Origin of the sequence: Tenacibaculum bernardetii, assembly GCF_029125915.1 — a bacterium.
Classification (GTDB): domain Bacteria; phylum Bacteroidota; class Bacteroidia; order Flavobacteriales; family Flavobacteriaceae; genus Polaribacter; species Polaribacter bernardetii.
Window position 1 is genome coordinate 186405 of record NZ_JAQJCU010000004.1, and the last position, 23026, is coordinate 209430.

The window sequence follows — 23026 nt, forward strand, 5'->3', positions numbered from 1 at the left end:
GTTTAAGAATCAAAAGTAGGTATTTCTTGGCCAACTTTTAAGTTGAATTTTTTTCGAAACCAAAAAACAATTAGATATAAAATAGGTGTATCTAAAGCAGCTATAATAACTTTAAATAAAAATCCGCTAATTAATAAACTTGTAAAAATATCCCAAGGAAGAATTTTAAAAGAGCATAATAAAAAAACAACGGTAAAAGTATCTATAAATTGAGAAAGAAAAGTAGAGAAGTTATTACGTAACCACAAATGTTTTCCGTTGGTTAATTTTTTCCAAAAATGAAAAATACGAATATCTATAAACTGAGCAAATAAATAGGCAAGCATAGATGCTAATACAGCAAGTGGAGATAAACCAAATACAGTAGAAAAGGTTTTATTGTTAATAGGAGAACTGTTAATTGCAGGAACATTATCTGCAACTAAAATAATTAACATAGAAAAGAACGACGCAAAAATACCGGCGATTACAACCTGATTGGCTTTCTTTTTTCCGTAAATCTCAGATAAAATATCTGTAATTAAAAAGGTAATAGGGTACGGTAAAATTCCTGCAGAAATTTCAAAGCGATACAAATTAAATGGTTCCCAATAAAAAAATTTCTGAAAAATTAAATTAGAAGTAACCAAAGAAGCAATAAATAATGCAGCTAAAATTAAATAGATAAGTTGCGCTTTATTTTTTAAATGTTCAGTCATAGAGCGAAATTACTAATTAATAATGATTTTAAAATTGTGTATGTTTGCAACTTATATTTTACGATAATTAAAAGACATAATTTTTTTTATCGATTATATCAAAAAATAATAACAAATTAGAGAAAAACAGATGAAAGCATATATTTTTCCGGGTCAAGGAGCGCAATTTACGGGAATGGGATTAGATTTATATGAAAAATCTCCATTAGCTCAAGAACTTTTTGAAAAGGCAAACGATATACTAGGTTTTAGTATTACAGATGTAATGTTTGAGGGTACACCAGAAGCATTAAAAGAAACAAAAGTAACACAACCTGCAATATTTTTACACTCGGTAATTTTAGCAAAAGTACTAGGAGATGATTTTAAGCCAGAAATGGTTGCGGGTCATTCGTTAGGAGAATTATCAGCTTTGGTAGCAAACGGAGTGTTATCTTTTGAAGACGGATTAACATTAGTTTCTAAACGTGCTTTAGCTATGCAAAAAGCGTGTGAAATTAAGCCATCTACTATGGCAGCTGTTTTAGGTTTAGAGGATAAAATAGTTGAAGATACTTGTGCAGAGATTGACGGAGTTGTAGTTGCTGCAAATTATAATTGTCCTGGTCAGTTGGTAATTTCAGGAGAAGTAGAAGCTATAGAAAAAGCTTGTGAGGTTTTAACTGAAAAAGGAGCACGTAGAGCTTTGGTTTTACCTGTTGGAGGCGCATTTCATTCACCAATGATGGAGCCTGCTCGTGAAGAGTTAGCAAAAGCAATTGAAGAAACTGTTTTTAGTGAGCCAACATGTCCAGTATATCAAAATGTAGTTGCAAAAGCAGTTACAAATCCTGCAGAAATAAAAGAAAATTTAATGGCGCAATTAACAGCTCCGGTAAAATGGACACAGTGTATCCAAGCAATGATTGCTGATGGAGGAACTGAGTTTGTAGAGGTAGGTCCTGGTAAAGTATTACAGGGTCTTATGCGTAAAATAGATAGAAATGTAGCGGCTAGCGGAGCTAGTATTGACGCTTAGATAAATTATTTATAAAGTATTAAAAAAGCGAACTCAATTTTGAGTTCGCTTTTTTAATATCTATAATTCAGGATTTTTAATTTTTAAAAGCTGATATATTTTATCTTCTTTAGGCGCTAAAAGAATCATATAAAATAAAAGAATAACTCCAAAAAGAATAAAATCTGGTTTTAGTAATAGAATTATAAAACACGCAGCTTCTATAATGGCCCATTTAAAAATAGAGGCACTTTGATAAATTGCAAACTTTTCATCATCACTATCACCTTCTTTTATTTTATTTAAAGTGTTTTTAAATATAAAGTTGCTAAGCACGTATGCAACAGCAGGAATAAAAGAATAGATTAATGAAGCATTGTCTATTTCTAAATTTAAGATATTTTTAAAATCACCAATTAAAAAATAAGCTAAAGTAACTCCAGCTATTAACGCGAGGTGAATTATTTTAAGTGTTTTTATTTTTTGATTCATAGTTGTTTATTGAACAAAAGCATTAATTTTTTCTGTAATAAAAGCTAATTGTTCTTCATCTAACTCAGTATGCATTGGTAATGAAATTACTTCATCAATTAACTGATTGGTAACCGTAAAATCATCTTCATTATAACGTTCATCTTTATACGCTTTTTGAGCATGTAAAGGAACAGGATAATAAATTGCATTCGGAATATTATTATCTAATAAATACTGGTGTAATTCATCACGTTTTCCATTCGTAATTCTTAAAGTATATTGATGAAAAACATGGCAATTACAAGTGTCGCATATATTGTTACCACAAGAACTTGTAGAAGGTGTTATTATATTTGGATTATTAGTAAAGGCATTATTATAATATCTAGCAGCTTTTCTACGGGCATCACAAAAACTATCTAATAAAGGTAGTTTTATTTGTAAAACGGCAGCTTGTAAACTATCTAAACGAGAATTTACACCAACAACATCGTGGTAATAACGCTTGTACATTCCGTGGTTTACAATTCCTCTAATAGTATGTGCTAAATCATCATCGTTGGTAAAAATTGCACCACCATCACCATAACAACCTAAGTTTTTAGAAGGAAAAAATGATGTTGTACCTACATTACCAATAGTTCCAGATTTCTTTTTTGTTCCGTCAGAAAATGTATAATCAGCACCAATTGCTTGAGCATTATCTTCAATAACAAATAGGTTATGCTCTTTGGCAATTTCCATAACCGCTTCCATATTTGCACACTGTCCGAATAAATGAACAGGAACGATAGCTTTGGTCTTTGGAGTAATAGCCTTTTTTAAAGCATCAATATTAATGTTAAAAGTATCAGCATCAACATCTACTAAAACCGGCGTTAATTTTAACAACGCAATTACCTCTACGGTAGCGGCAAAAGTAAAATCGGCAGTAATAACTTCATCACCTTGCTCTAAACCTAATCCCATCATTGCAATTTGCAATGCATCAGTTCCGTTAGCACATGGTATTACATGTTTTACATCTAAGTGTTTTTCTAAATCAGTTCCGAAGCCTTTAACTTCAGGACCACCAATATAATAAGCGGTGTCTAAAACACTTTCGAAAGCCTTATTTACTTGTGGTTTTATTTTTGCGTATTGACCTTGCAGGTCAACCATCTGAATTTTTTTCATTTAACATGATTTTATAGAATTCAAAAATACGAATTAAATTTCTGTTATCTTTGAAGAAAAACCTTAGTAAATGAAGTTATTTAAAAAGCTTTTTAAAATTATATTAATATTACTAATTGTAGTAATTACTGCTGTTTGGTTGTTTTCTAGAACTTTATATCCTACTTATAGCGGGGAGTTAGAATTATCGGCCATTTCAGATAAAGTTACCGTGCATTATGATGAGGTTGGTGTGCCGCATATAGAAGCTAAAAATCAACAAGATGCTTATACAGCTTTAGGTTATGTGCATGCGCAGGATAGACTTTGGCAAATGGAGTTGATAAGAAGAATTGCAGCAGGAAGATTAGCTGAGGTTTTTGGAAAAGAATTACTTAAAACAGATACTTTTTTCTCTGGATTAGGAATTGAAGAAGCGGCAAATAAAACGATTCATAATTTAGATAGAAATTCTGAAGCATATAAATTAACAGAAGCTTATTTAAACGGAATAAATCAGTTTATAGAAGAAGGAGCCACTCCGTTAGAATTTTACTTAGTAGGTCTCGAAAAAGAAAAATATACGATTAAAGATGTGTATAATGTATTTGGTTATATGGCCTTTAGTTTTGCTGTTGCTCATAAAACAGATCCGTTACTAACAGAAGTAAAAGAAAAATTAGGCGATGCTTATTTTAAAGAATTAAACGGGGCAAATTATGAAAATCTTACATTTATCAAAAGTGAGAAAAAACCTGAGATGAATGCCAGTTTTGCACAAGCAATGAATACATTATTAGACAAGTTACCAATTTCACCTTTTATAGGAAGTAATTCTTGGGTTTTAGGACCTGAGAAAACGAAAAGCGGAAAAGTAATTTTTGCAAATGATCCACACATAGGGTTTTCACAACCTTCGGTTTGGTATCAATCACATATTAAAACTCCAGATTATGAGATATACGGATTCAATTTAGCGTTAACACCGTTTCCTTTGTTAGGTCATAATCGTGATTATGCTTATGGATTAACAATGTTTGAAAACGATGATGTTGATTTTTATTACGAGGAAAACAATCCCAATAATCCGATGGAATATAAAACTCCGTTAGGATATGAGAAATATAAATTAATTGATAAAAAAATAAAGGTTAAAGGTGATGTTGATACCACTTTTCAAGTAAAAGTAAGTAAGCACGGACCTGTAATGAATGGTTTAATTGATTTTATTGATGATGAGCGACCAATTGCAATGCAGTGGATTTATACTAAATTAAACAATCAATTATTAAACGTTTCTTACGAAATGTCGCACGCTAAATCGTTGCAAGAGTTTAAAAACGGAGCGAGTAAATTACATGCTCCCGGATTAAATATAATGTACGGAGATGCCAAAGACAATATCGCTTGGTTTGCTTCTGGTAAATTATATAAGTACAGAGATAGCCTAAACACAAAACTGATTTTAAACGGAGCTTCAGGAAAAGACGAAATTAAAGAGTGGTTAGATTTTAAAGAGAATCCGCAAGCGATAAACCCGAGCTTAAATTATGTGTATTCAGCAAATAATCAGCCAGATTCTATTGCAGGAATGCTATATCCAGGTTATTATTTATCAGAAGATAGAGCAAAAAGAATTGTTGATTTGTTAGCTCCTAAAAACGATTGGACAAAAGAAGATGTTGGTGAAATGATTTATGATGTTACCTCGCCAGTAGTGCCAGAAATTATTATGTATTTAAGTAGAAGTGTAAATAGATCTCAGCTTACGCCAAGTGAGAAAAAGGCATTTCATATTCTAAAAAATTGGAAAGGCTATTATGGAAAAGAAGAAATAGCTCCTGTTATTTACACTCGTTTGTGGTATGAGTTTGTTAAAAATACTTATAAAGATGAAATGGGGGCGGCTTTTAAGCAGTTTGCAAATACACCTTTAGAGGAAAAAGCAGTAGCGAGTCAGGTAAAGAAAGAGCAATCTGTTTGGTGGGACGATATTACTACCAAAAAGATAGAAGATAAAGAAGCCATAGTAACAAAGTCTTTTCAGAATACGGTTGCTTTTTTACAAAAACAATTAGGTGAAAACGTTGAAGGTTGGCATTGGAAAAGAGTAACTTCGGTAGAGTATGAGCACCCAATAGGAAAAGCAGGTGGGTTATTGCGTAGGTTTTTTAATGTAGGTCCTTTTGAAACAAATGGAGGCGATCAGGTAATTAACAATCAGATTTATACAATTGATAGCACAGGTGTTTATAACATAAAAGCAGGACCTTCTACACGAAGAATTGTAGATTTTTCTGATGTAGAAAACAGTATTGCTATTTTACCAACAGGGCAATCGGGTAATGTATTTAGTACGCACTATAAAGATCAAGCTAAAAAATATTTAAACGGTGAGTTTGTGAAGATGAAATTGAATCAGTCGAGCATTAAAGAGAGTGAAAATAAATTGATTTTTTCTCCGAAGGATTAACAATTGTTTCAATTAAAACTAAACAAAATACATACAAAAGAGAAACTGCTAATTTTTTACAGTTTCTCTTTTTTTATTTAATTTAAGTAAGCTGTCGTTTGTTTTTAAAAACTTTAACTCAGCTTTTATTATAGAATCTCTATGGTTTTTTGTTTTAATAGGGATTGTATCTGATAGCGTAATTATTTGATGCATCCACTCTTGGTGTTTCTCAATAATATCTTCACCTTTATTTTGATTTATATTATTAAACTTGGTCACAACTTTATATGATGTGATAAGGATTACAACCATTACAATACTGATTCCTATGAAAATGAGAGTGATTTTTTTGCGAGTCATTTATTAAATTTCTTTATAAACATCATTAAAAGGAATTCTAAAACGCTCACCATATACTCCTTTATCTGTTCTAATACCACAGCTAACAATCATGTTAATTTTCGCGCCTCTAGGTAATTTTAATAACCGCTTTACACGCCAAGTATCAGAGCCTTCCATCGGGCAAGTGTCATAACCTTCAGCAGCCATAGATATCATAAAATTTTGTGCTGCTAATCCTGTAGTTTTTTGTGCTACTATTCGCATATCACTATTACGAACCTCACGATATGTTGGTCTAAACAAGCCCGTAATTAATGTTACCAAGTATTTTAACCAACCAAAAATCCCTAAAAAATCGAAATAGATAAACGGAATCACTTTTCCGTAATAATTTCTAGCTACTTTTTCTCTACTGCTTTGTGCTTCCTTCGGATTATCTTTTCCAAAAGTTTTATCCATAAAGGCTAAATTTGCTTTTGCGCGTTTACGCCATAAATCTTTTCGAGTAACAAAAACAACTAATTGTTGCGCGGTTTTTGCAGCGTTTTGGTTAAAACACAACGGTGCGATTTTAGCAATAGTTTCTTTAGACGTAATATGATAAAATTCCCACAATTGCATATTACTACTTGTTGGAGCTAAACTTGCTTGCTCAATACATTTTTTTACGACATCGGTGTCAATAGCTCTTTCTGCATCAAATATTCTTACAGAGCGACGATAATTAATTGCCGCTGAAACTGTTTTTTCTGTCATCTTTTATGTTATTTCTTATTTTTAATAGCGGGTAATTAACTTATCTTCATCAAGAATTTTAGTTGTTTTAACTTTCCTTTGTAAGGTGCATAACGCGTAGGAACATCCAACCAGTTACCTCTTGTAACTACACCCTTTTTATGAGAGAAAGTATCAAATGTTTTTTTACCATGATAGCCTCCAATTCCACTTTCACCAACACCTCCGAAAGGTAAGCGATGGTTTGCAAAGTGAACAGTGGTATCGTTAATTGTTCCACCACCGAAAGAATATTTAGTAATTATTTTTTTAGCGAAACGGTTTCGGGTTGTAAAAACATATAAAGCTAAAGGTTTGTCGTATTTAGCAATAATAGCGTCGAATTCTTCTTCTGTTTCGTATGAAATTAAAGGAAATATTGGTCCGAATATTTCACCTTTCATAACTTCACTGTCTAAGCTAGGTTCATCAATAACAGTAGGAGCGATATAGTTATCATCTCTATTTATTTGTCCTCCAATAGCAATTTTTTCACCTTGTAAAAGTGCGGCAAGTCTGTCGAAATTACGGGTATTTACAATACGCGGATAATCTTTAGAAGCTTCGGGGTTTTCACCATAAGCGTTTATGATTTCCTTTTTAAAATGATTTATAAATTCTTCTTTTACTGAAGTATGAATCAATAAATAATCAGGAGCAATACAAGTTTGTCCACCGTTAATAAATTTACCCCAAACTAAACGTTTAGCGGCCAATTTTATATTAGCGGTTTCATCTACAATACAAGGGCTTTTTCCTCCTAACTCTAATGTAACAGGCGTAAGATATTCTGCGGCAGCTTTAGCTACAATTTTACCTACGGGTACACTTCCTGTAAAAAATATATAATCCCAACGTTGTGCTAATAATTCTTGAGAAACAGCAACACCGCCTTCTACTACTGCAACATGATTTTTATTAAAAACAGCTTCAATAATTTCTTTGGTTACTTTGCTTGTGTGAGGTGTTAATTCAGATGGTTTTAAGACCACATTATTTCCTGCAGCAATTGCTCCTAAAAGAGGTGCGAAAGCTAATTGATAAGGATAATTCCAAGGTGCAATAATTAATACTGTTCCGTAAGGTTCGCTATGAATTTTTGCAGAAGAAGGAAAGTTTAATAAAGACGGTAAAACACGTTTTGGCTTGCTCCAAGAATGAATATTTTTTATAGTCATTTTTAGCTCGGCTAAAACAATAGATGTTTCTGTCATCAACGCTTCATATTCCGATTTTTTAAAATCATTATAAAGTGCCTCAACGATGTCTTTTTCTCTTCTGATAAGTTCTTTCTGTAGTTTTTTTAAGGCATTTTTTCTAAAGGAAATGTCTTTAGTTTGTTGCGTTTTAAAAAAGTTTTTTTGGGATTTAACCAATTGTGATATATCCATAAAATTAAATTTCTTGTAGTTTTTTATTCATTACTAAAAGCCATAAAGGCGGAATCAAAGAAAGTAGCATCATACCAGGATAACCGGTTGGCATTTGCGGACTTTCAGGAACTGTTTTTAATAATTGATAATGTTTAGATCCGTTATAATGATGGTCTGAATGACGTGATAAATTAAATAATAATACTTGCCCGATTACATGATCAGAGTTCCAAGAATGTATTCTTTTTACGCGCTCATATCTTCCGTTTTCAAGTTGCTTTCTTAATAAACCATAATGTTCAATATAATTTATTGTTTCTAGTAATATTATTCCGAAAACAGCAGCTCCTATAAAAGCGAATAGTACAAACGGAGTAAAGGAAAAATAGATTAATCCGAGAAATAATAGGTTGCAAACAGTATAAATAACCATTCTGTTTTGGTAATGAAACCAATTTCTACCTGTGCTTTTTAAACGTTTATTTTCGCTTTGCCAAGCTTGGTAATAACTTGTAATGTGTGAGCGTATCCAAAATAAATATAAAACTTCATTTTTTCTGGCAGTTGCAGCGTCTTTAGGTGTAGCTACATTTAAGTGATGCCCAGCATTATGATAAGGTAAAAAATGTGTATTTAAAGACGTTAATAATAAGAGTTCTCCTAAAAATTCATCAAAGCGATTATTGCGATGGCCTAATTCATGACCAACATTTATACCTATAACTCCGCACATAACTCCTAAGGCAAGAATACGACCTGTAATTTCTGTAGTTGTTAGGTTAACTTCTTGAATAACATAAAAAAACCATCCAACAAATAGTAGTTGAATAGGTATTGTAGCGTATAAAATTAGTGTATATAATTTATTCTCTTTTTCAATTAGCGCTTCTTCTTTGTTTAGGTTTTTTTTATCTGTTTTAAAAAAAAGTTCGGCAAAAGGAACTGCAACAAAAAAAGTTAGTATAGGTAAGAATGTAATCCATCCTTTATTGGTAAAAGCTAAAAATACCGTAATTGGTAAAATAACTATTGATAAATATTTAAGGGGTTTCATACTTGAAATTTCCCTAAAGATACAACTTACAAACAAGCATCCCAAATAGCTTCTTTTGGGGTTGGAGCGGTAATTCTTATTAGCTCTTTACTTACAGGATGAATAAACTCAATTTTACGAGCATGTAAATGAATACTACCATCTTTATTGCTTCTTTTTGCACCGTACTTTAAATCGCCTTTAATAGTAGCACCGATATTTGATAATTGTACACGAATTTGATGATGACGACCGGTTTCTAAGTCAATTTCAAGTAAAGAATAATTGTCTAGTTTTTTAAGAATTTTATAATGAAGAATCGCTTTTTTACTACCGTCAATTTCTTTAGGATAGGCAGTAGACTTATTGTTTTTAGGGTTTTTCTTTAAAAAATTAATAAGAGTGCCTTCGCTTTTCTTAGGTTCGTTTTTTACAACAGCCCAATATGTTTTTTTGATGGTTTTTTCGCGAAGCATTTTATTTAAACGCTCTAAAGCTTTTGAGGTACGTGCATAAATTACAACGCCTGATGTTGGCCTGTCTAAACGATGAACGGTTCCTAAATAAACAGCGCCAGGCTTATTGTATTTATCTTTAATGTATTCTTTAACAACGTCTGAAAGTGGTTTGTCTCCTGTTTTATCACCCTGAACAATGTCACCGGCTCTTTTGTTAATAACCACTAGGTGATTATCTTCATGTAAAACTTGTAGATTGTCTTTGTTAGAATGCATTTTTAAAGTATCACTTCGAGCTTGGTCGAGAAATTATTTAAAGTCTTTAGCTATAGCTTCATTAGTATCGTCAATGAATTTTAAGAATTCATCACGTCCTACACCTGTTTCAGATGAGGTAATAAATGAGGTTGGAAGAATTTCCCAATGTTTTAATAGTTTCTTTTTATAAGAAGCAATTTGTTGATTTATTTTAGAACTCCCTAATTTATCAGCTTTTGTAAAAACGATTCCAAACGGAATTTGGTTTTCTCCTAGAAACTGCATAAACTCTAAATCTATTTTTTGAGGATCATGACGAGAATCTATCAAAACAAATGTAAAAACTAGTTGTTCTCTTTCTTTGAAATAGTTTTCAATGAAAAACTGAAAAATAGTTCTTTTCTTTTTAGAAATTTGAGCGTAACCGTAACCAGGTAAATCGACTAAAAACCACTCTTCATTTATTTTAAAGTGATTGATAAGTTGTGTTTTACCGGGTTTACCAGATGTTTTAGCTAAACTTTTACGTTCCATCAACATGTTGATTAATGAAGATTTACCAACATTAGAGCGTCCTATAAAAGCATACTCAGGTATTCTGTCTTTAGGAGCTTTCATAACATTACTGTTACTCATCACAAAATCGGCAGATTTTATTTTCATAAATACTAAGTTATACTATTATATATTTCGTTTAGAAAGCCAGCTTTCTAAAATTTCATTAAATTCTGTTGGCGTTTCCATCATTGCTGCATGCCCGCATTTGTCTATCCAAAACAAATCAGAATCTGGTAATAATTTATGGAAATCATTGGCTACTTCTGGCGGAGTTACGCCATCTTGTTTTCCCCAGATAAGACATGTTGGTTGTTGCATGTTTGGCAAGTCATTTGCCATGTTATGACGGATGGCACTTTTGGCGATAGAAAGTGTTTTTAAAGCTTTAACTCTATCATTTACAATACTGTATATGTCATCAACTAATTCTTTTGTAGCTATTTTTGGGTCGTAAAAAACTTCTTGAGCTTTTGTTTCGATATATTCATAATTACCTCTTTTAGGATAACTATCTCCCATAGATTTTTCATACAAGCCAGAACTACCGGTTAAAACCAGTGCGCCAACATCTTTTGGGTAATGCTTAGTGTAATATAAAGCAATATGACCACCTAAAGAATTTCCTAAAAGAACAACGTCTTTAAGTTCTTTGTACTCAATAAAATCATGTAAGTAACTAGCTAGTTGTTTTACATTTGTTTTAAGTAATGGTAAGGTGTATAAAGGTAATTCGGGAATTAAAACTCGATATCCTTTTTTAGAGAAATGTTTAAAAGTCTCGTCAAAGTTACTAAGAGCCCCCATTAATCCGTGTAATACGATTAATGCTCTTCCTTCACCTGCCTCTGCATATGTAAAATCGCCTTCTTTTTTTAAAAAATCAGTCATTGATATTATAGGTTTGACTTAACCACAAATGTAGTCCTTTTTTGTTAAAATTTCACTTTTATTATTTCATACTCATTAGCGAAGTTAACTACTCTTACTGTCAGTTTTTTAGCTTAAAACTCAAAACTTATCAACAAAGTGGTAAAAAGTGGTAAAAAGTGGTAAAAATTCTTTATTTTTGATGCAAACTATGAGCGTGTAACGTGGTGAATTTAATTGGAACATACGAGTGTAAGGTGGATGCTAAAGGGAGGTTGATGATGTCATCGGCTTTCAAGAAGCAATTGTCTGCTGTGTTGCAAGATGGTTTTGTGGTTAAGCGTTCTGTTTTTCAGCCTTGTTTGGAGTTGTATCCGATGAAGGAGTGGGATTTAATGATGCAAAAGATTAATAAATTAAATCGATTTGTAAAGAAGAATAATGATTTTATTAGAAGGTTTACGGCGGGTGTGAAAACTGTTGATGTAGATGCTTCGGGTAGAATTTTGGTACCAAAAGATCTCTGTCAGTTTGCGGGTATAGGAAAGCAAGTTGTGCTTTCTTCTGCTGTAAATATTATTGAGATCTGGGATAAAGATAAGTACGAGAAAGTAATAGATGATGCTGTTGTTGATTTTGCTGATTTAGCGGAAGAGGTAATGGGAAATACAGATGTAGATGAATTATCATAGTCCAGTTTTACTGAAGGAAAGTGTAGATGCGCTTAATATTAAAGAGGATGGGGTGTATGTTGATGTTACTTTTGGTGGCGGAGGTCATTCAAGAGAGATATTAAGTAGATTGGGTAAGAGCGGAAAGTTGTTTGCTTTTGATCAGGATCCTGATGCGCAGCAAAATACAATTGATGACGAGCGTTTTGTGTTGATTGGGGAGAATTTTCGATTTATATCGAGATTTCTTCGTTTTTACGGAATTCGTAAGGTAGATGGTGTTTTGGCTGATTTAGGAGTTTCTTCTCATCAATTTGATGAGGCAGAAAGAGGTTTTTCTACAAGATTTGATGCTGATTTAGATATGAGGATGGATCAGAAATCGGATTTATCAGCAAAAAAAATTATCAATAAATACAGTGAAGAAAGATTAGCGGATGTGTTGTTTTTGTATGGAGAGTTAAGAAATGCACGAACACTGGCTAAGAAGATTGTGGAGGCAAGACAAGAAGAAGAAATTGCTACAAGTTTTCAGTTAAAAGAAGTTTTAAAAGAGTTTTTGCCGCAGGCTAAAGAGCATAAGATATTAGCGCAAATTTTTCAGGCAGTAAGAATAGAGGTGAATCAGGAACTAGAGGTTTTAAAAGAATTCTTACAGCAAATGCCAGATTTGTTAAAGGAAGATGGGCGATTAAGTGTTATTTCTTATCATTCGTTAGAAGATAGGTTGGTAAAGCGATTTATAAGAACAGGGTTGTTTAGTGGTGAGCCAGAAAAAGATTTTTACGGAAACATTAGTGTTCCTTTAAAGAAGGTTGGTAAAATGATTATACCAGCTAGAGAGGAAGTGAAAGTGAATAATAGGGCCAGGAGTGCAAAATTAAGAGCAGCAACACTTAAATAATGTCTAAGGTAAGAGAGGGTATTTACGATGTTTTGCGAGGGCGCTTTTTAACGGATGATAGTTCTTTTAATAATTGGCGGATATTAATTTTTGTAGTAGTGTTATTATTAATCATGATATCGAGTTCTCATAGTTTAGATGCGAAAGTGGTGAAGATTGCGGAGCTAAATAAGCTGAAAAGAGAATTGCGAGCAGAAGATTTTGATACGAGTACCGAGTTAACAAGGATGAAGTTAGAAAGTAGTATTCGGAAAAGAGTAAAAGAAAAAGGATTGTTTCCGGCTGAGAAACCTCCTCAGAAAATAAAAGTAACAACTAAAAAAGAATAAATAAGCATGGTAGAAAAGAAAGGGATATTAAACAAACTCTATGTGGTAGTTGTTTTAATGACGCTTTTCTTTGTGGTTATTGTTTTTAGAGTATTTAATCTTCAGTATGTAGATGGTGATAAGTATAGAAAGCTATCTCAAGAAAAAACAGTAAAAAACGACACTATATTTGCAAACCGAGGTAATGTATATGCTGCGGATGGAAATTTATTGGCGACTTCAATGTCAAAATATACAATTCGTATGGATGTTGTTGCTGTAAAATCAGAAGTGTTTGAGAAGAACATTCGAGGGTTGTCGGAATCATTGTCGGCGATGTTAGGTAAATCTACAAGTTACTATCAGAAAAAAATAAGACAAGCAAAAAAACAACAGAACCGATATTTATTAATCGCTCGTAATGTGGGGTACAACGATTATGTAAGAATGAGAAAGTTCCCGATTTTTAAAGAGGGAATTTATAGAGGTGGTTTTATTGCAGAGCAAAGCACGGTAAGAGTACATCCGATAGGTAAAATTGCAGAAAGAACTATTGGTTATGATAATAAAAGAGGTGGAGCAGGAATAGAGGGTGCTTTTGCTGATTATATGCAGGGAGAAAATGGTTGGCGTTTGAAACAAAAGATTGCAAAAGGGCAATGGAGACCTATTAATGATGTAAATGAAAAAGAACCAATAGATGGTAGTGATGTAATAACAACAATCGATGTAAATATTCAAGATATAACGCATCATGCATTGCTTAGTCAATTAGAGTATTTTGAAGCAGATCATGGTTGTGCAGTGGTGATGGAAGTAGCAACGGGTGAGATAAAAGCAATTTCGAATTTAGGAAGAACGTCTAAAGGAAAATACTACGAAAAAAGAAATTACGCAGTTTGGGAAAGCCACGAGCCTGGTTCTACATTTAAACTAGCAAGTTTAATGGCTGCCTTAGAAGATAAAGTTGCTGATACTTCGGATGTAGTTGATTGCGAAAAAGGTAGAATTTATATTAACAACAGAAAGGTAGAGGATAGTAAAAGAGGTGGATATGGTAAAATATCATTAGCGCGTGTTTTTGAGGTTTCTTCTAATGTTGGTATTGTAAAAACAATTAAAAAACATTACGATAAAAACCCTGAGAAATTTACAAAACGGATTAAGTCTTTTGGTTTAGACCAGTTAACTGGTGTTAAAATAAAAGGAGAAGGTAAACCGTACATTCCGAATTCTTCAGAAAAAAGTTGGAGTCCGATTTCATTAGAATGGATGGCTTGGGGGTATGGAGTTTCTCTTACACCATTACAAACATTGGCTTTTTATAACGCTGTTGCTAATAACGGAAAACTGGTAAAACCTTACTTTGTTAAAGAGTTAAGAGTTGGTGGGAAAACGGAGAAAAGTTTTGGTACTCAGGTTTTAAAAGAAAAAATAGCCTCTCAAACGACCCTGAATAAGGTGAGAAAAGTTATGGAAAATGTTGTAGAAAAAGGTACGGCAATGAATGTGTATTCTTCAAATTTTTCTATGGCAGGTAAAACAGGGACGGCAAAAAAATGGATTCCTAAGTACAAGGATGAAAATGGTAAAACTGTTTATGGTCATTATTCTAGTAAAAAATACGTAGCATCTTTTGCTGGTTTTTTTCCTGCAGATGTGCCTAAATACTCATGTATCGTAGTTGTTCATAGTCCGAAGAAGGAAAAAGGATATTACGGAGCTATAGTTGCTGCTCCTGTTTTTAAGGATATCGCACAGAAAATATATACAACAACTCCTGTAAATAATCAATTAGTATCTGATGAGATTTCATCAGCAAGTATTGATAATGAATACCAGGATTATTATAAGAAATTAAGAAAATATAAAACAATTATGCCTAGGGTTTTAGGTATGAGTGGAATGGATGCGGTTGCTTTATTAGAAAATATGGGATTAAAGGTTAGGTTCTCAGGAATGGGAAAAGTAACAGAGCAATCTATAGATAATGGGCTAAAAGTGTCAAAAGGAGCAACTGTTTATTTAAAGTTATCATAATTGAGAAAGTTAAAAGATATATTATATAAAGTAGCTGTAAATAAAATTTATGGAGATACTGATGTTGCAATCAACAATATTCAGTTTGATAGCCGATTGGTGCAAAAAAACGACTTGTTTGTTGCGCAAAAAGGAGTTACTGTTGATGGGCATCAGTTTATAGAAAAAACATTGAACTTAGGTGCCACTGTTGTTGTTTGTGAAAGTATTCCTGCGGATAAAAAAGAGGGGGTAACTTATGTTGAGGTTAATGATTCTAATATTGCATTAGCAATTATGGCTGCCAATTTTTATGAGAATCCGTCAAGTAAATTACAATTGGTAGGTGTTACAGGTACAAACGGAAAAACAACAATAGCTACCTTATTATATCAGTTATTTAAAAAAGCAGGTTATAAAGTTGGTTTATTATCAACAGTTAAAATAATGGTTGCTGATGAAACGCATAAGTCAACACATACAACACCAAATTCTCTAGCGATAAATAAATACTTATCGTTAATGATTGATGCAGGTGTTGAGTATTGCTTTATGGAAGTTAGTTCTCATGGTATTCATCAAAAAAGAACAGAAGGACTCGTTTTTGCAGGCGGTGTTTTTACGAATTTATCGCACGATCATTTAGATTATCACGAAACATTTGCAGAGTATAGAGATGTAAAAAAATCATTTTTTGATTCGTTACCAAAATCAGCATTTGCATTGGTGAATATTGATGATAAGAACGGGCAAATAATGCTACAAAATACCAAAGCAAACAAGCAAACATATGCTTTAAAAACATTGGGTGATTTTAAAGCTAAAGTGTTAGAAAAAAGTTTTTCGGGAAGTTTATTAACGATCAATAATATTGAGGTTTGGACTAAGTTAATCGGTGAATTTAACGCTTCTAATTTATTGGCAATTTTTGGAGTTGCAGATTTATTAGGCTTAGAGAAATTAGAAATCTTAAGACTTATAAGTGAGTTAGAAAGTGTAGATGGGCGTTTTCAGTATACGGTATCAGATGGCGGAGTAACTGCTGTTGTTGATTATGCGCACACACCAGATGCACTTAAAAATGTGTTACAAACTATAAATGATATCCGTACAGGTAACGAAAAGGTAATTACTGTCATAGGTTGTGGAGGTGACAGGGATAAAACAAAGCGACCAAAAATGGCGTTGATTGCTTCTCAACTAAGTGGTCAGGCGATTTTTACCTCAGATAATCCAAGGACAGAAGATGCTCAGGTGATTATTGATGAAATGGAAGCAGGAGTGTCTCCAGAAAACTATAAAAAAACATTGTCGATTGTAAATAGAAAGCAAGCAATTAAAACAGCATGCAAATTGGCAGTAAAAGGAGATATAATATTGATTGCAGGAAAAGGACATGAAAATTATCAAGATATAAATGGTGTAAAACATCATTTTGATGATTTAGAGGAAGTAGAGAATTGTTTCAATCAACTAAAAAACACATAGAGCATGCTGTATTATATATTTCAATATTTAGAGAGTGAATTTAATTTAACAGGAGCAAGTGTGTTTCAGTTTATTACGTTTCGTGCTGCAATCGCATTTATTTTGTCTTTGTTGATATCAACTATATTCGGGAAAAAAATAATTAATTTTTTAAGAAAACAACAAATTGGTGAAACAGTAAGGGATTTAGGTTTAATGGGGCAGGTGCAAAAAGCAGGAACGCCAACGATGGGCGGACTTATTATAATTCTTGCCACTTTAGTACCGGTTTTGTTATTGGCAAAATTAGAAAACATTTACATCGTCATCTTGTTAATTACTACCGTTTGGATGGGGGTGATAGGTTTTACGGATGATTATATAAAAGTATTTAAAAAAGATAAGGCAGGCTTAAAGGGTAAATTTAAAGTGTTAGGCCAAGTCGGCTTAGGAATAATTGTAGGTTCTATGCTTTATTTTCATCCAGATGTAACAATTAAAGAGCAGCTTCCTATTTTACAACAAGTAGAGCAAGTAAACGGAAAAGTAAAGGTTTTTGGTGAGGCACATAAATCAACAAAAACAACCGTTCCGTTTTTAAAGAACAATGAATTAGATTATGCAAAAGCGTTTAACTTTTTAGGTGATGGTTATGAAAAATACGGATGGGTTGTTTTCATCTTCGTAGTTGTTTTTATTGTAACCGGAATATCAAATGGCGCAAACCTAACAGATGGAATCGACGGGTTAGCGGCTGGTACATCCGCAATTATGGTGATCGCATTGGCAATATTTGCATGGGTATCAGGAAATATAATTTTTGCAGATTATCTCGATGTAATGTATATCCCAAATTCTGGAGAAATGACAGTATTTATATTCGCATTTGCAGGCGCTTTAATTGGGTTTCTTTGGTACAATACATATCCTGCACAGGTTTTTATGGGAGATACAGGTAGTTTAACAATCGGAGGAATTATAGCGGTTATTGCTATTGCAATTCGTAAAGAATTATTGTTGCCAATTTTAGCAGGAATTTTTGTCGTTGAGAATTTATCAGTAATTCTTCAGGTGTTTTATTTTAAATACACCAAAAAACGATTTGGAGTAGGAAAGAGAATTTTTAAAATGGCACCATTACATCATCATTATCAAAAATTAAATTACCACGAAAGTAAAATAGTTACCCGTTTTTGGATTGTGGGAATCTTATTAGCTGTGTTAACTATTATAACCTTGAAATTAAGATAAAATGAAAAGGTTGGTAGCTCTTGGCGGAGGAGAAAGTGGTGTTGGTACAGCATTATTAGGAAAAGAAAAAGGATTTGAAGTTTTTGTTTCTGATAAAGGTTGTATTGCAGAGAGGTACAAAAAAGTTCTTTTACATAATTCAATCGATTTTGAAGAAAATAAGCATACAGAAAGTGAAATTTTTAATGCCGATGTAGTAATGAAAAGTCCTGGTATTCCTGATGGCGTAAAGTTAGTTCAAGAATTGATTTCAAAAGGAATAAAAGTAATTTCTGAAATTGAATTTGCGGCTGAATTTACAAAGGCAAAAATAATCGGAATTACGGGTTCAAACGGAAAAACAACGACCACTCTGTTAGCAGGTCATGTACTTAAAAGAGCGGGATTAAACGTTGGTGTAGGAGGAAATATAGGTGATAGTTTTGCGCAGCAGGTTGCACAGAGAGATTACAGTGAATATGTGTTAGAATTAAGTAGTTTTCAGTTAGATGGAATTATAGAGTTTAAACCACATATTGCAATTATAACAAATATATCAGCAGATCATTTAGATAGATACGAGTATAGTTTTGATAAGTATATAGCATCAAAGTTTCAAATAACAAAAAATCAAACGAAAGACGATTTTTTAATATATGATGCAGATGATGAAGCGATACAAAATTGGTTAAGTAAAAATAAAGTTAACGCAAAAAAAGTGCCTTTTTCGGTTGAAAAAGAATTAGAATATGGTGCTTTTTTAAGACAAGATAAAATAATAATGAAATTAACAACAGAAGAAATATTGATGAACGTTTCTGAATTAGCATTAAAAGGAAAACACAACACTAAAAATGCAATGGCTGCATCTATGGCTGCAAGATTGTTACAGGTAAGAAAAGAAACAATAGCTGAAAGTTTATTGGATTTTGAGGGTGTAGCGCATCGTTTAGAATATGTGCAAAAAATTAATGGTGTACAATTTATCAACGATAGTAAAGCTACAAATATAAATGCTGTTTTTTATGCATTAGAATGTATGGATAGCCCTACAGTTTGGATAGTTGGAGGAGTTGATAAAGGAAACGATTATACCGATTTATTACCATTGGTAAGAGAGAAGGTAAAAGCAATTGTTTGTTTAGGTTTAGATAATGAAAAGATTATAGAAACCTTTGGTAGTGTTGTAGACGTTATGGTTGAGACAGCTGGAGCGGAAGAAGCTGTTAAGGTTGCAAATAAAGTAGCAAAAGCAGGAGATGTTGTTTTGTTATCTCCAGCATGCGCTAGTTTTGATTTGTTTGAAAACTACGAGGACAGAGGTAATAAGTTTAAAGAAGCTATTAAAAATTTATAAAAATAAGTAGATTAATGAAAACCATTTTTCAACATATAAAAGGAGACAGGGCTATTTGGGCTATTGTTGCTGTGTTGGCAATATTTTCATTTATGCCTATTTACAGTGCTAGTACCAATTTAGTTTATGTGGTTGGTAATGGTTCTACATTAGGGCATTTAGTAAAGCATGTTGTCTTATTAATTACTGGTTTTGCGGTAATTTATGGGGTACATAAAGTTCCGTATAGGTATTTCAGTGGAGGTTCAGTTATAATGTTACCGATAGTGGTGCTGTTATTGGGTTTTACATTGGCTCAAGGAACAACAATTGGAGGGGCGAACGCAAGTAGGTGGATTCGTATACCGTTTGTAGGTATTGGTTTTCAGACTTCTACGTTGGCAGGCTTAGTGTTAATGGTATATGTATCTAGATATTTAGCAAAAAATAAAGAGAAATTAATATCGTTTAGAGATAGTTTAGTTCAACTGTGGTTGCCTGTAGCTTTAATACTATTGTTGGTGCTTCCTGCGAACTTCTCTACAACAGCTATTGTTTTTTTTATGATTTTATTATTAGCTTTTATAGGAGGATATCCATTAAAGTATATAGGGTATATATTAGGGTTAGGCCTTTTCTCGTTGCTTTTTTTCATACTTGTAGCAAAGGCTTTTCCAGATGCAATGCCAAACAGAGTAAGTACTTGGCAGAGTAGGTTAGAAGGGTTTTCTGATTCAGGCGGAAAAGAGAATTACCAAGTAGAAAAAGCAAAAATAGCAATAGCCACTGGCGGTATGTTAGGAAATGGACCAGGAAAAAGTGTTCAGAAAAACTTTTTACCGCAGTCATCTTCCGATTTTATATATGCGATTATTGTTGAAGAATATGGTTTGGTAGGAGCTGTTATTGTTGTATTCATTTATTTTTTATTGCTATTTAGAATTTTAATAACAGCTAAAAAAGCAACTACAATCTTTGCGACATTGATGGTGTTGGGAGTAGGGATACCAATTGTTTTTCAGGCAATGATTAATATGGCTGTAGCTGTAAACATATTGCCAGTAACAGGGCAAACATTACCACTAATTAGTAGTGGAGGTACCTCTATTTGGATGACTTGTTTTGCTTTGGGAATGATATTGAGTGTTAGTGCTCATAAAAATGAAACAGAAGAAACAATTCTAGATGATAATCCTTTAAGTGTCTTACATGAAACAATCGATTAACGTTATTATAAGTGGTGGTGGTACAGGCGGGCATATTTATCCGGCAATAGCAATTGCAAACGAAATAAAAGTCCGTTATCCAGCGGCTAATATTTTGTTTGTTGGAGCGAAGGATAAAATGGAGATGGAAAAAGTTCCACAAGCTGGTTATAATATAAAAGGATTGTGGATCTCAGGTATTCAAAGAAAGTTGACAGTTGCTAATTTAATGTTTCCTTTTAAGTTGCTGAGCAGCTTATGGAAAGCGCATAGAATTATCAAAAAATTTAAACCAAACATAGTGATTGGCACTGGTGGTTTTGCAAGCGGACCAACGTTAATGGTTGCTAATAAAAAAGGAATTCCTACAGTTGTACAGGAGCAAAATTCATATCCAGGAATTACAAATAAGTTACTAAGTAAAAAAGCAGGTAAAATATGTGTTGCTTATGATAATTTAGAGCGTTTTTTTCCGAAGGATAAAATTGTAAAAACAGGAAATCCTGTTCGTCAAGATTTGTTAAGTATTCATACAAAAACTGCAGAAGGAAAGGAGTTTTTTGAATTAGATACTTCTAAAAAAACAATGCTAATTTTAGGAGGAAGTTTAGGGGCAAGAAAAATAAATGAATTAATAGCGTCGAATTTAACCTTTTTTAAAAATCAAAATATTCAATTAATCTGGCAATGTGGTAAGTTGTATTTTGATGATTATAAAAAATATAATGAAGTTGAAAATGTGCAAGTACATCAGTTTTTAAATAGAATGGATTTAGCCTATGCGGCGGCAGATTTTGTGGTTTCAAGGGCAGGAGCAAGTTCGGTTTCTGAATTGTGTATTGTAGGTAAACCAACTGTTTTTATTCCGTCACCTAATGTGGCAGAAGATCATCAAACAAAAAACGCGAAATCTATTGTAGATAAACATGGTGCTATTTTAGTTAAAGAAAGCGAACTAGATACTTTCCCGATTGTAATAGAAACATTATTAAAAGATAAAGGAAAACAGCAAAGTTTAAGCGAAAATATAAATGAGTTAGCATTACCTAATGCAACGAGTGATATTGTTAACGAGGTAGAAAAATTAATAAATAGGTGAATTTAAAAACAATACATAACGTTTATTTTATAGGTATCGGAGGAATCGGTATGAGTGCTATTGCTCGTTATTTTGCTGTGAACGGAAAGCAAGTGTTTGGATACGATAAAACACCAAGTTCGATTACTAAGAAGTTGGAGGAAATTGGTGTGAAAATCCATTTTGAAGATGCTGTTAAAAATATCGATATTTCTTGTTTAGATAAAAAACAAACGTTGGTGGTTTATACACCTGCGATTCCGAGTATGCATCAAGAATTAAATTATTTTATTAATAGCGGATTTGAGATTTTAAAAAGAGCTGAGATTTTAGGAGAAATAACAAAAAATACTTTTTGTTTAGGTGTTGCAGGTACGCATGGTAAAACCACAACGTCTTCAATCTTAGGTCATATAATGCAGCCTGAAAAGGCAACGTCTTTTTTAGGTGGAATTGCAGAAAACTATAACTCGAATTTAATTTTAGGGGAAGATAAAATATCAGTTGTAGAGGCAGATGAGTTTGATCGTTCATTTTTAAAGTTATCTCCAAATATTGCGTGCGTTACCTCTATGGATGCGGATCATTTAGATATTTATGGAGAAAATGAAATGTTGCAACAGTCGTTTAGAGAATTTGCAAATAAAGTTTCTGATACTTTAATTGTAGCAAAAGGATTGCCTTTAAAAGGATTAACATATGCTGTGGATGAAGTTGCAGATTATAAAGCATATAATGTAAAAGTTGAAACAGGAAAGTATGTTTTTGATGTGCAAACACCAGCATCAGAAATAAAAAATATAGAATTCCATTTGCCAGGAAAACACAATATGATGAATGCTTTGGCTGCTTTAGCAATGGCTGATGTATATGGCGTTTCTTTAGAGAATATTAAAGAACAATTAAGAACTTTTAAAGGAGTTCAACGTAGGTTTTCATATAAAATAAAAACAGAAAATATAGTATTGATTGATGATTATGCACATCATCCAACAGAGATTAATGCCGTAGAACATTCTGTGCGAGAAATGTATCCGAAAGAAAAAGTGTTGGCTGTTTTTCAACCGCATTTATATACGAGAACAAAAGATTTTGTAGAAGATTTTGCAGTAGCACTTTCTAAGTTTGATGAAGTGTTGTTGTTAGATATTTATCCGGCAAGAGAGTTGCCTATAAAAGGAGTTACTGCTGCTTGGTTATTAGATAAAATAAATTCAGTTAATAAGGCGTTGGTATCTAAAGGAAACTTAGAGAGAGAAATCTTAAAATCTGAATCGAAAATTATAGTAATGTTAGGAGCGGGAGATATTGGTTTATTGGTTGATGAAGTAAAGAATAGTTTAGAGAAAAAATATAATATTTAAGA

At 32.7% G+C, this 23026-nt stretch carries 22 protein-coding genes; 12 read left to right on the top strand and 10 right to left on the bottom strand.

What is annotated here, in order from left to right:
* Window positions 1–2: 2 nt before the first annotated feature.
* Window positions 3–698: a queuosine precursor transporter gene (locus P2G10_RS05040; protein WP_275315476.1), complete on the bottom strand. Its 696-nt coding sequence runs from the start codon at window positions 696–698 to the stop codon at window positions 3–5.
* Window positions 699–828: 130 nt separating this feature from the next.
* On the opposite strand from P2G10_RS05040, the gene fabD reads away from it, so the two are divergent.
* Complete coding sequence (gene fabD / locus P2G10_RS05045) at window positions 829–1716, top strand: ACP S-malonyltransferase (RefSeq protein WP_275315477.1); 888 nt, start codon at window positions 829–831, stop codon at window positions 1714–1716.
* A gap of 60 nt (window positions 1717–1776) precedes the next feature.
* On the opposite strand, the gene P2G10_RS05050 is transcribed toward fabD, so the two are convergent.
* Together P2G10_RS05050 and P2G10_RS05055 are read right to left on the bottom strand one after the other, a co-directional pair.
* Window positions 1777–2187 carry an MFS transporter gene (locus tag P2G10_RS05050; RefSeq protein WP_218772179.1) on the bottom strand — a complete coding sequence of 137 codons (411 nt, stop codon included), beginning with the start codon at window positions 2185–2187 and terminating at the stop codon, window positions 1777–1779.
* Between the two features lie 6 nt (window positions 2188–2193).
* On the bottom strand, window positions 2194–3345 hold the full coding sequence (locus P2G10_RS05055; RefSeq protein WP_275315479.1) for a DegT/DnrJ/EryC1/StrS family aminotransferase: 1152 nt from the start codon (window positions 3343–3345) through the stop codon (window positions 2194–2196).
* Between the two features lie 70 nt (window positions 3346–3415).
* Here P2G10_RS05055 and P2G10_RS05060 point away from each other — a divergent pair, with 70 nt between their 5' ends.
* Complete coding sequence (locus P2G10_RS05060; protein WP_275315480.1) at window positions 3416–5797, top strand: penicillin acylase family protein; 2382 nt, start codon at window positions 3416–3418, stop codon at window positions 5795–5797.
* A 48-nt stretch (window positions 5798–5845) separates the two neighbouring features.
* On the opposite strand, the gene P2G10_RS05065 is transcribed toward P2G10_RS05060, so the two are convergent.
* Genes P2G10_RS05065 through P2G10_RS05095 form a run of 7 tightly spaced genes read right to left on the bottom strand, consistent with a single transcriptional unit; the run spans window position 5846 to window position 11463 of the window.
* A complete protein-coding gene (locus tag P2G10_RS05065; protein WP_218775060.1) occupies window positions 5846–6139 on the bottom strand; it encodes a hypothetical protein in 294 nt (97 codons plus the stop codon).
* A 3-nt stretch (window positions 6140–6142) separates the two neighbouring features.
* Window positions 6143–6877 carry a nitroreductase family protein gene (locus tag P2G10_RS05070; RefSeq protein WP_275315481.1) on the bottom strand — a complete coding sequence of 245 codons (735 nt, stop codon included), beginning with the start codon at window positions 6875–6877 and terminating at the stop codon, window positions 6143–6145.
* Between the two features lie 35 nt (window positions 6878–6912).
* A complete protein-coding gene (locus P2G10_RS05075; RefSeq protein ID WP_275315482.1) occupies window positions 6913–8286 on the bottom strand; it encodes an aldehyde dehydrogenase in 1374 nt (457 codons plus the stop codon).
* Window positions 8287–8290: 4 nt separating this feature from the next.
* Window positions 8291–9322 carry an alkane 1-monooxygenase gene (locus P2G10_RS05080; RefSeq protein ID WP_275315483.1) on the bottom strand — a complete coding sequence of 344 codons (1032 nt, stop codon included), beginning with the start codon at window positions 9320–9322 and terminating at the stop codon, window positions 8291–8293.
* Window positions 9323–9348: 26 nt separating this feature from the next.
* Window positions 9349–10035 carry an RluA family pseudouridine synthase gene (locus P2G10_RS05085; protein ID WP_275315484.1) on the bottom strand — a complete coding sequence of 229 codons (687 nt, stop codon included), beginning with the start codon at window positions 10033–10035 and terminating at the stop codon, window positions 9349–9351.
* A gap of 33 nt (window positions 10036–10068) precedes the next feature.
* Entirely contained in the window at window positions 10069–10680 is a 612-nt protein-coding gene (gene yihA, locus P2G10_RS05090; RefSeq protein ID WP_275315485.1) for a ribosome biogenesis GTP-binding protein YihA/YsxC, read from the bottom strand.
* 18 nt (window positions 10681–10698) lie between these two features.
* Entirely contained in the window at window positions 10699–11463 is a 765-nt protein-coding gene (locus tag P2G10_RS05095; RefSeq protein ID WP_218772188.1) for an alpha/beta fold hydrolase, read from the bottom strand.
* 203 nt (window positions 11464–11666) lie between these two features.
* Between P2G10_RS05095 and mraZ the strand changes: the two genes are divergently transcribed.
* From mraZ to murC, 10 genes are read left to right on the top strand one after another with little or no spacing between them, the layout of a single operon-like run.
* The gene (mraZ, locus tag P2G10_RS05100) at window positions 11667–12134 is read left to right on the top strand and encodes a division/cell wall cluster transcriptional repressor MraZ (RefSeq protein ID WP_275315486.1); all 468 of its coding nucleotides are present in this window, start codon (window positions 11667–11669) and stop codon (window positions 12132–12134) included.
* Complete coding sequence (rsmH, locus tag P2G10_RS05105) at window positions 12121–13017, top strand: 16S rRNA (cytosine(1402)-N(4))-methyltransferase RsmH (protein ID WP_275315488.1); 897 nt, start codon at window positions 12121–12123, stop codon at window positions 13015–13017. Before mraZ ends, rsmH begins: the two co-directional genes overlap by 14 nt.
* Window positions 13017–13346: an FtsL-like putative cell division protein gene (locus P2G10_RS05110; protein ID WP_218772191.1), complete on the top strand. Its 330-nt coding sequence runs from the start codon at window positions 13017–13019 to the stop codon at window positions 13344–13346. The genes rsmH and P2G10_RS05110 overlap by 1 nt, the downstream gene beginning before the upstream one ends.
* Window positions 13347–13352: 6 nt before the next feature.
* Complete coding sequence (locus tag P2G10_RS05115) at window positions 13353–15365, top strand: penicillin-binding protein (RefSeq protein ID WP_275315490.1); 2013 nt, start codon at window positions 13353–13355, stop codon at window positions 15363–15365.
* Window positions 15366–16832: a UDP-N-acetylmuramoyl-L-alanyl-D-glutamate--2,6-diaminopimelate ligase gene (locus P2G10_RS05120; protein WP_275315491.1), complete on the top strand. Its 1467-nt coding sequence runs from the start codon at window positions 15366–15368 to the stop codon at window positions 16830–16832.
* A 3-nt stretch (window positions 16833–16835) separates the two neighbouring features.
* Complete coding sequence (mraY, locus tag P2G10_RS05125) at window positions 16836–18062, top strand: phospho-N-acetylmuramoyl-pentapeptide-transferase (protein WP_218772193.1); 1227 nt, start codon at window positions 16836–16838, stop codon at window positions 18060–18062.
* Window position 18063: 1 nt separating this feature from the next.
* Window positions 18064–19398, top strand: coding sequence for a UDP-N-acetylmuramoyl-L-alanine--D-glutamate ligase (murD, locus tag P2G10_RS05130; protein WP_275315492.1), 1335 nt, complete (start codon window positions 18064–18066; stop codon window positions 19396–19398).
* A 14-nt stretch (window positions 19399–19412) separates the two neighbouring features.
* Entirely contained in the window at window positions 19413–20603 is a 1191-nt protein-coding gene (locus tag P2G10_RS05135) for an FtsW/RodA/SpoVE family cell cycle protein (protein WP_275315493.1), read from the top strand.
* Window positions 20587–21681 (top strand): undecaprenyldiphospho-muramoylpentapeptide beta-N-acetylglucosaminyltransferase, encoded by a 1095-nt coding sequence (gene murG / locus P2G10_RS05140; RefSeq protein WP_275315494.1) that lies wholly within the window; start codon window positions 20587–20589, stop codon window positions 21679–21681. Before P2G10_RS05135 ends, murG begins: the two co-directional genes overlap by 17 nt.
* Complete coding sequence (gene murC, locus P2G10_RS05145; RefSeq protein WP_275315496.1) at window positions 21678–23024, top strand: UDP-N-acetylmuramate--L-alanine ligase; 1347 nt, start codon at window positions 21678–21680, stop codon at window positions 23022–23024. Before murG ends, murC begins: the two co-directional genes overlap by 4 nt.
* Window positions 23025–23026 lie beyond the last annotated feature (2 nt).

Excerpts from the sequence above, each read along its gene's own strand:
- P2G10_RS05040 (WP_275315476.1), bottom strand. The coding sequence starts at position 698 with ATGACTGAACATTTAAAAAATAAAGCGCAACTTATCTATTTAATTTTA.
- fabD (WP_275315477.1), top strand. The coding sequence starts at position 829 with ATGAAAGCATATATTTTTCCGGGTCAAGGAGCGCAATTTACGGGAATG.
- P2G10_RS05050 (WP_218772179.1), bottom strand. The coding sequence starts at position 2,187 with ATGAATCAAAAAATAAAAACACTTAAAATAATTCACCTCGCGTTAATA.
- P2G10_RS05055 (WP_275315479.1), bottom strand. The coding sequence starts at position 3,345 with ATGAAAAAAATTCAGATGGTTGACCTGCAAGGTCAATACGCAAAAATA.
- P2G10_RS05060 (WP_275315480.1), top strand. The coding sequence starts at position 3,416 with ATGAAGTTATTTAAAAAGCTTTTTAAAATTATATTAATATTACTAATT.
- P2G10_RS05065 (WP_218775060.1), bottom strand. The coding sequence starts at position 6,139 with ATGACTCGCAAAAAAATCACTCTCATTTTCATAGGAATCAGTATTGTA.
- P2G10_RS05070 (WP_275315481.1), bottom strand. The coding sequence starts at position 6,877 with ATGACAGAAAAAACAGTTTCAGCGGCAATTAATTATCGTCGCTCTGTA.
- P2G10_RS05075 (WP_275315482.1), bottom strand. The coding sequence starts at position 8,286 with ATGGATATATCACAATTGGTTAAATCCCAAAAAAACTTTTTTAAAACG.
- P2G10_RS05080 (WP_275315483.1), bottom strand. The coding sequence starts at position 9,322 with ATGAAACCCCTTAAATATTTATCAATAGTTATTTTACCAATTACGGTA.
- P2G10_RS05085 (WP_275315484.1), bottom strand. The coding sequence starts at position 10,035 with ATGCATTCTAACAAAGACAATCTACAAGTTTTACATGAAGATAATCAC.
- yihA (WP_275315485.1), bottom strand. The coding sequence starts at position 10,680 with ATGAAAATAAAATCTGCCGATTTTGTGATGAGTAACAGTAATGTTATG.
- P2G10_RS05095 (WP_218772188.1), bottom strand. The coding sequence starts at position 11,463 with ATGACTGATTTTTTAAAAAAAGAAGGCGATTTTACATATGCAGAGGCA.
- rsmH (WP_275315488.1), top strand. The coding sequence starts at position 12,121 with ATGAATTATCATAGTCCAGTTTTACTGAAGGAAAGTGTAGATGCGCTT.
- P2G10_RS05110 (WP_218772191.1), top strand. The coding sequence starts at position 13,017 with ATGTCTAAGGTAAGAGAGGGTATTTACGATGTTTTGCGAGGGCGCTTT.
- P2G10_RS05115 (WP_275315490.1), top strand. The coding sequence starts at position 13,353 with ATGGTAGAAAAGAAAGGGATATTAAACAAACTCTATGTGGTAGTTGTT.
- mraY (WP_218772193.1), top strand. The coding sequence starts at position 16,836 with ATGCTGTATTATATATTTCAATATTTAGAGAGTGAATTTAATTTAACA.
- murD (WP_275315492.1), top strand. The coding sequence starts at position 18,064 with ATGAAAAGGTTGGTAGCTCTTGGCGGAGGAGAAAGTGGTGTTGGTACA.
- P2G10_RS05135 (WP_275315493.1), top strand. The coding sequence starts at position 19,413 with ATGAAAACCATTTTTCAACATATAAAAGGAGACAGGGCTATTTGGGCT.
- murG (WP_275315494.1), top strand. The coding sequence starts at position 20,587 with ATGAAACAATCGATTAACGTTATTATAAGTGGTGGTGGTACAGGCGGG.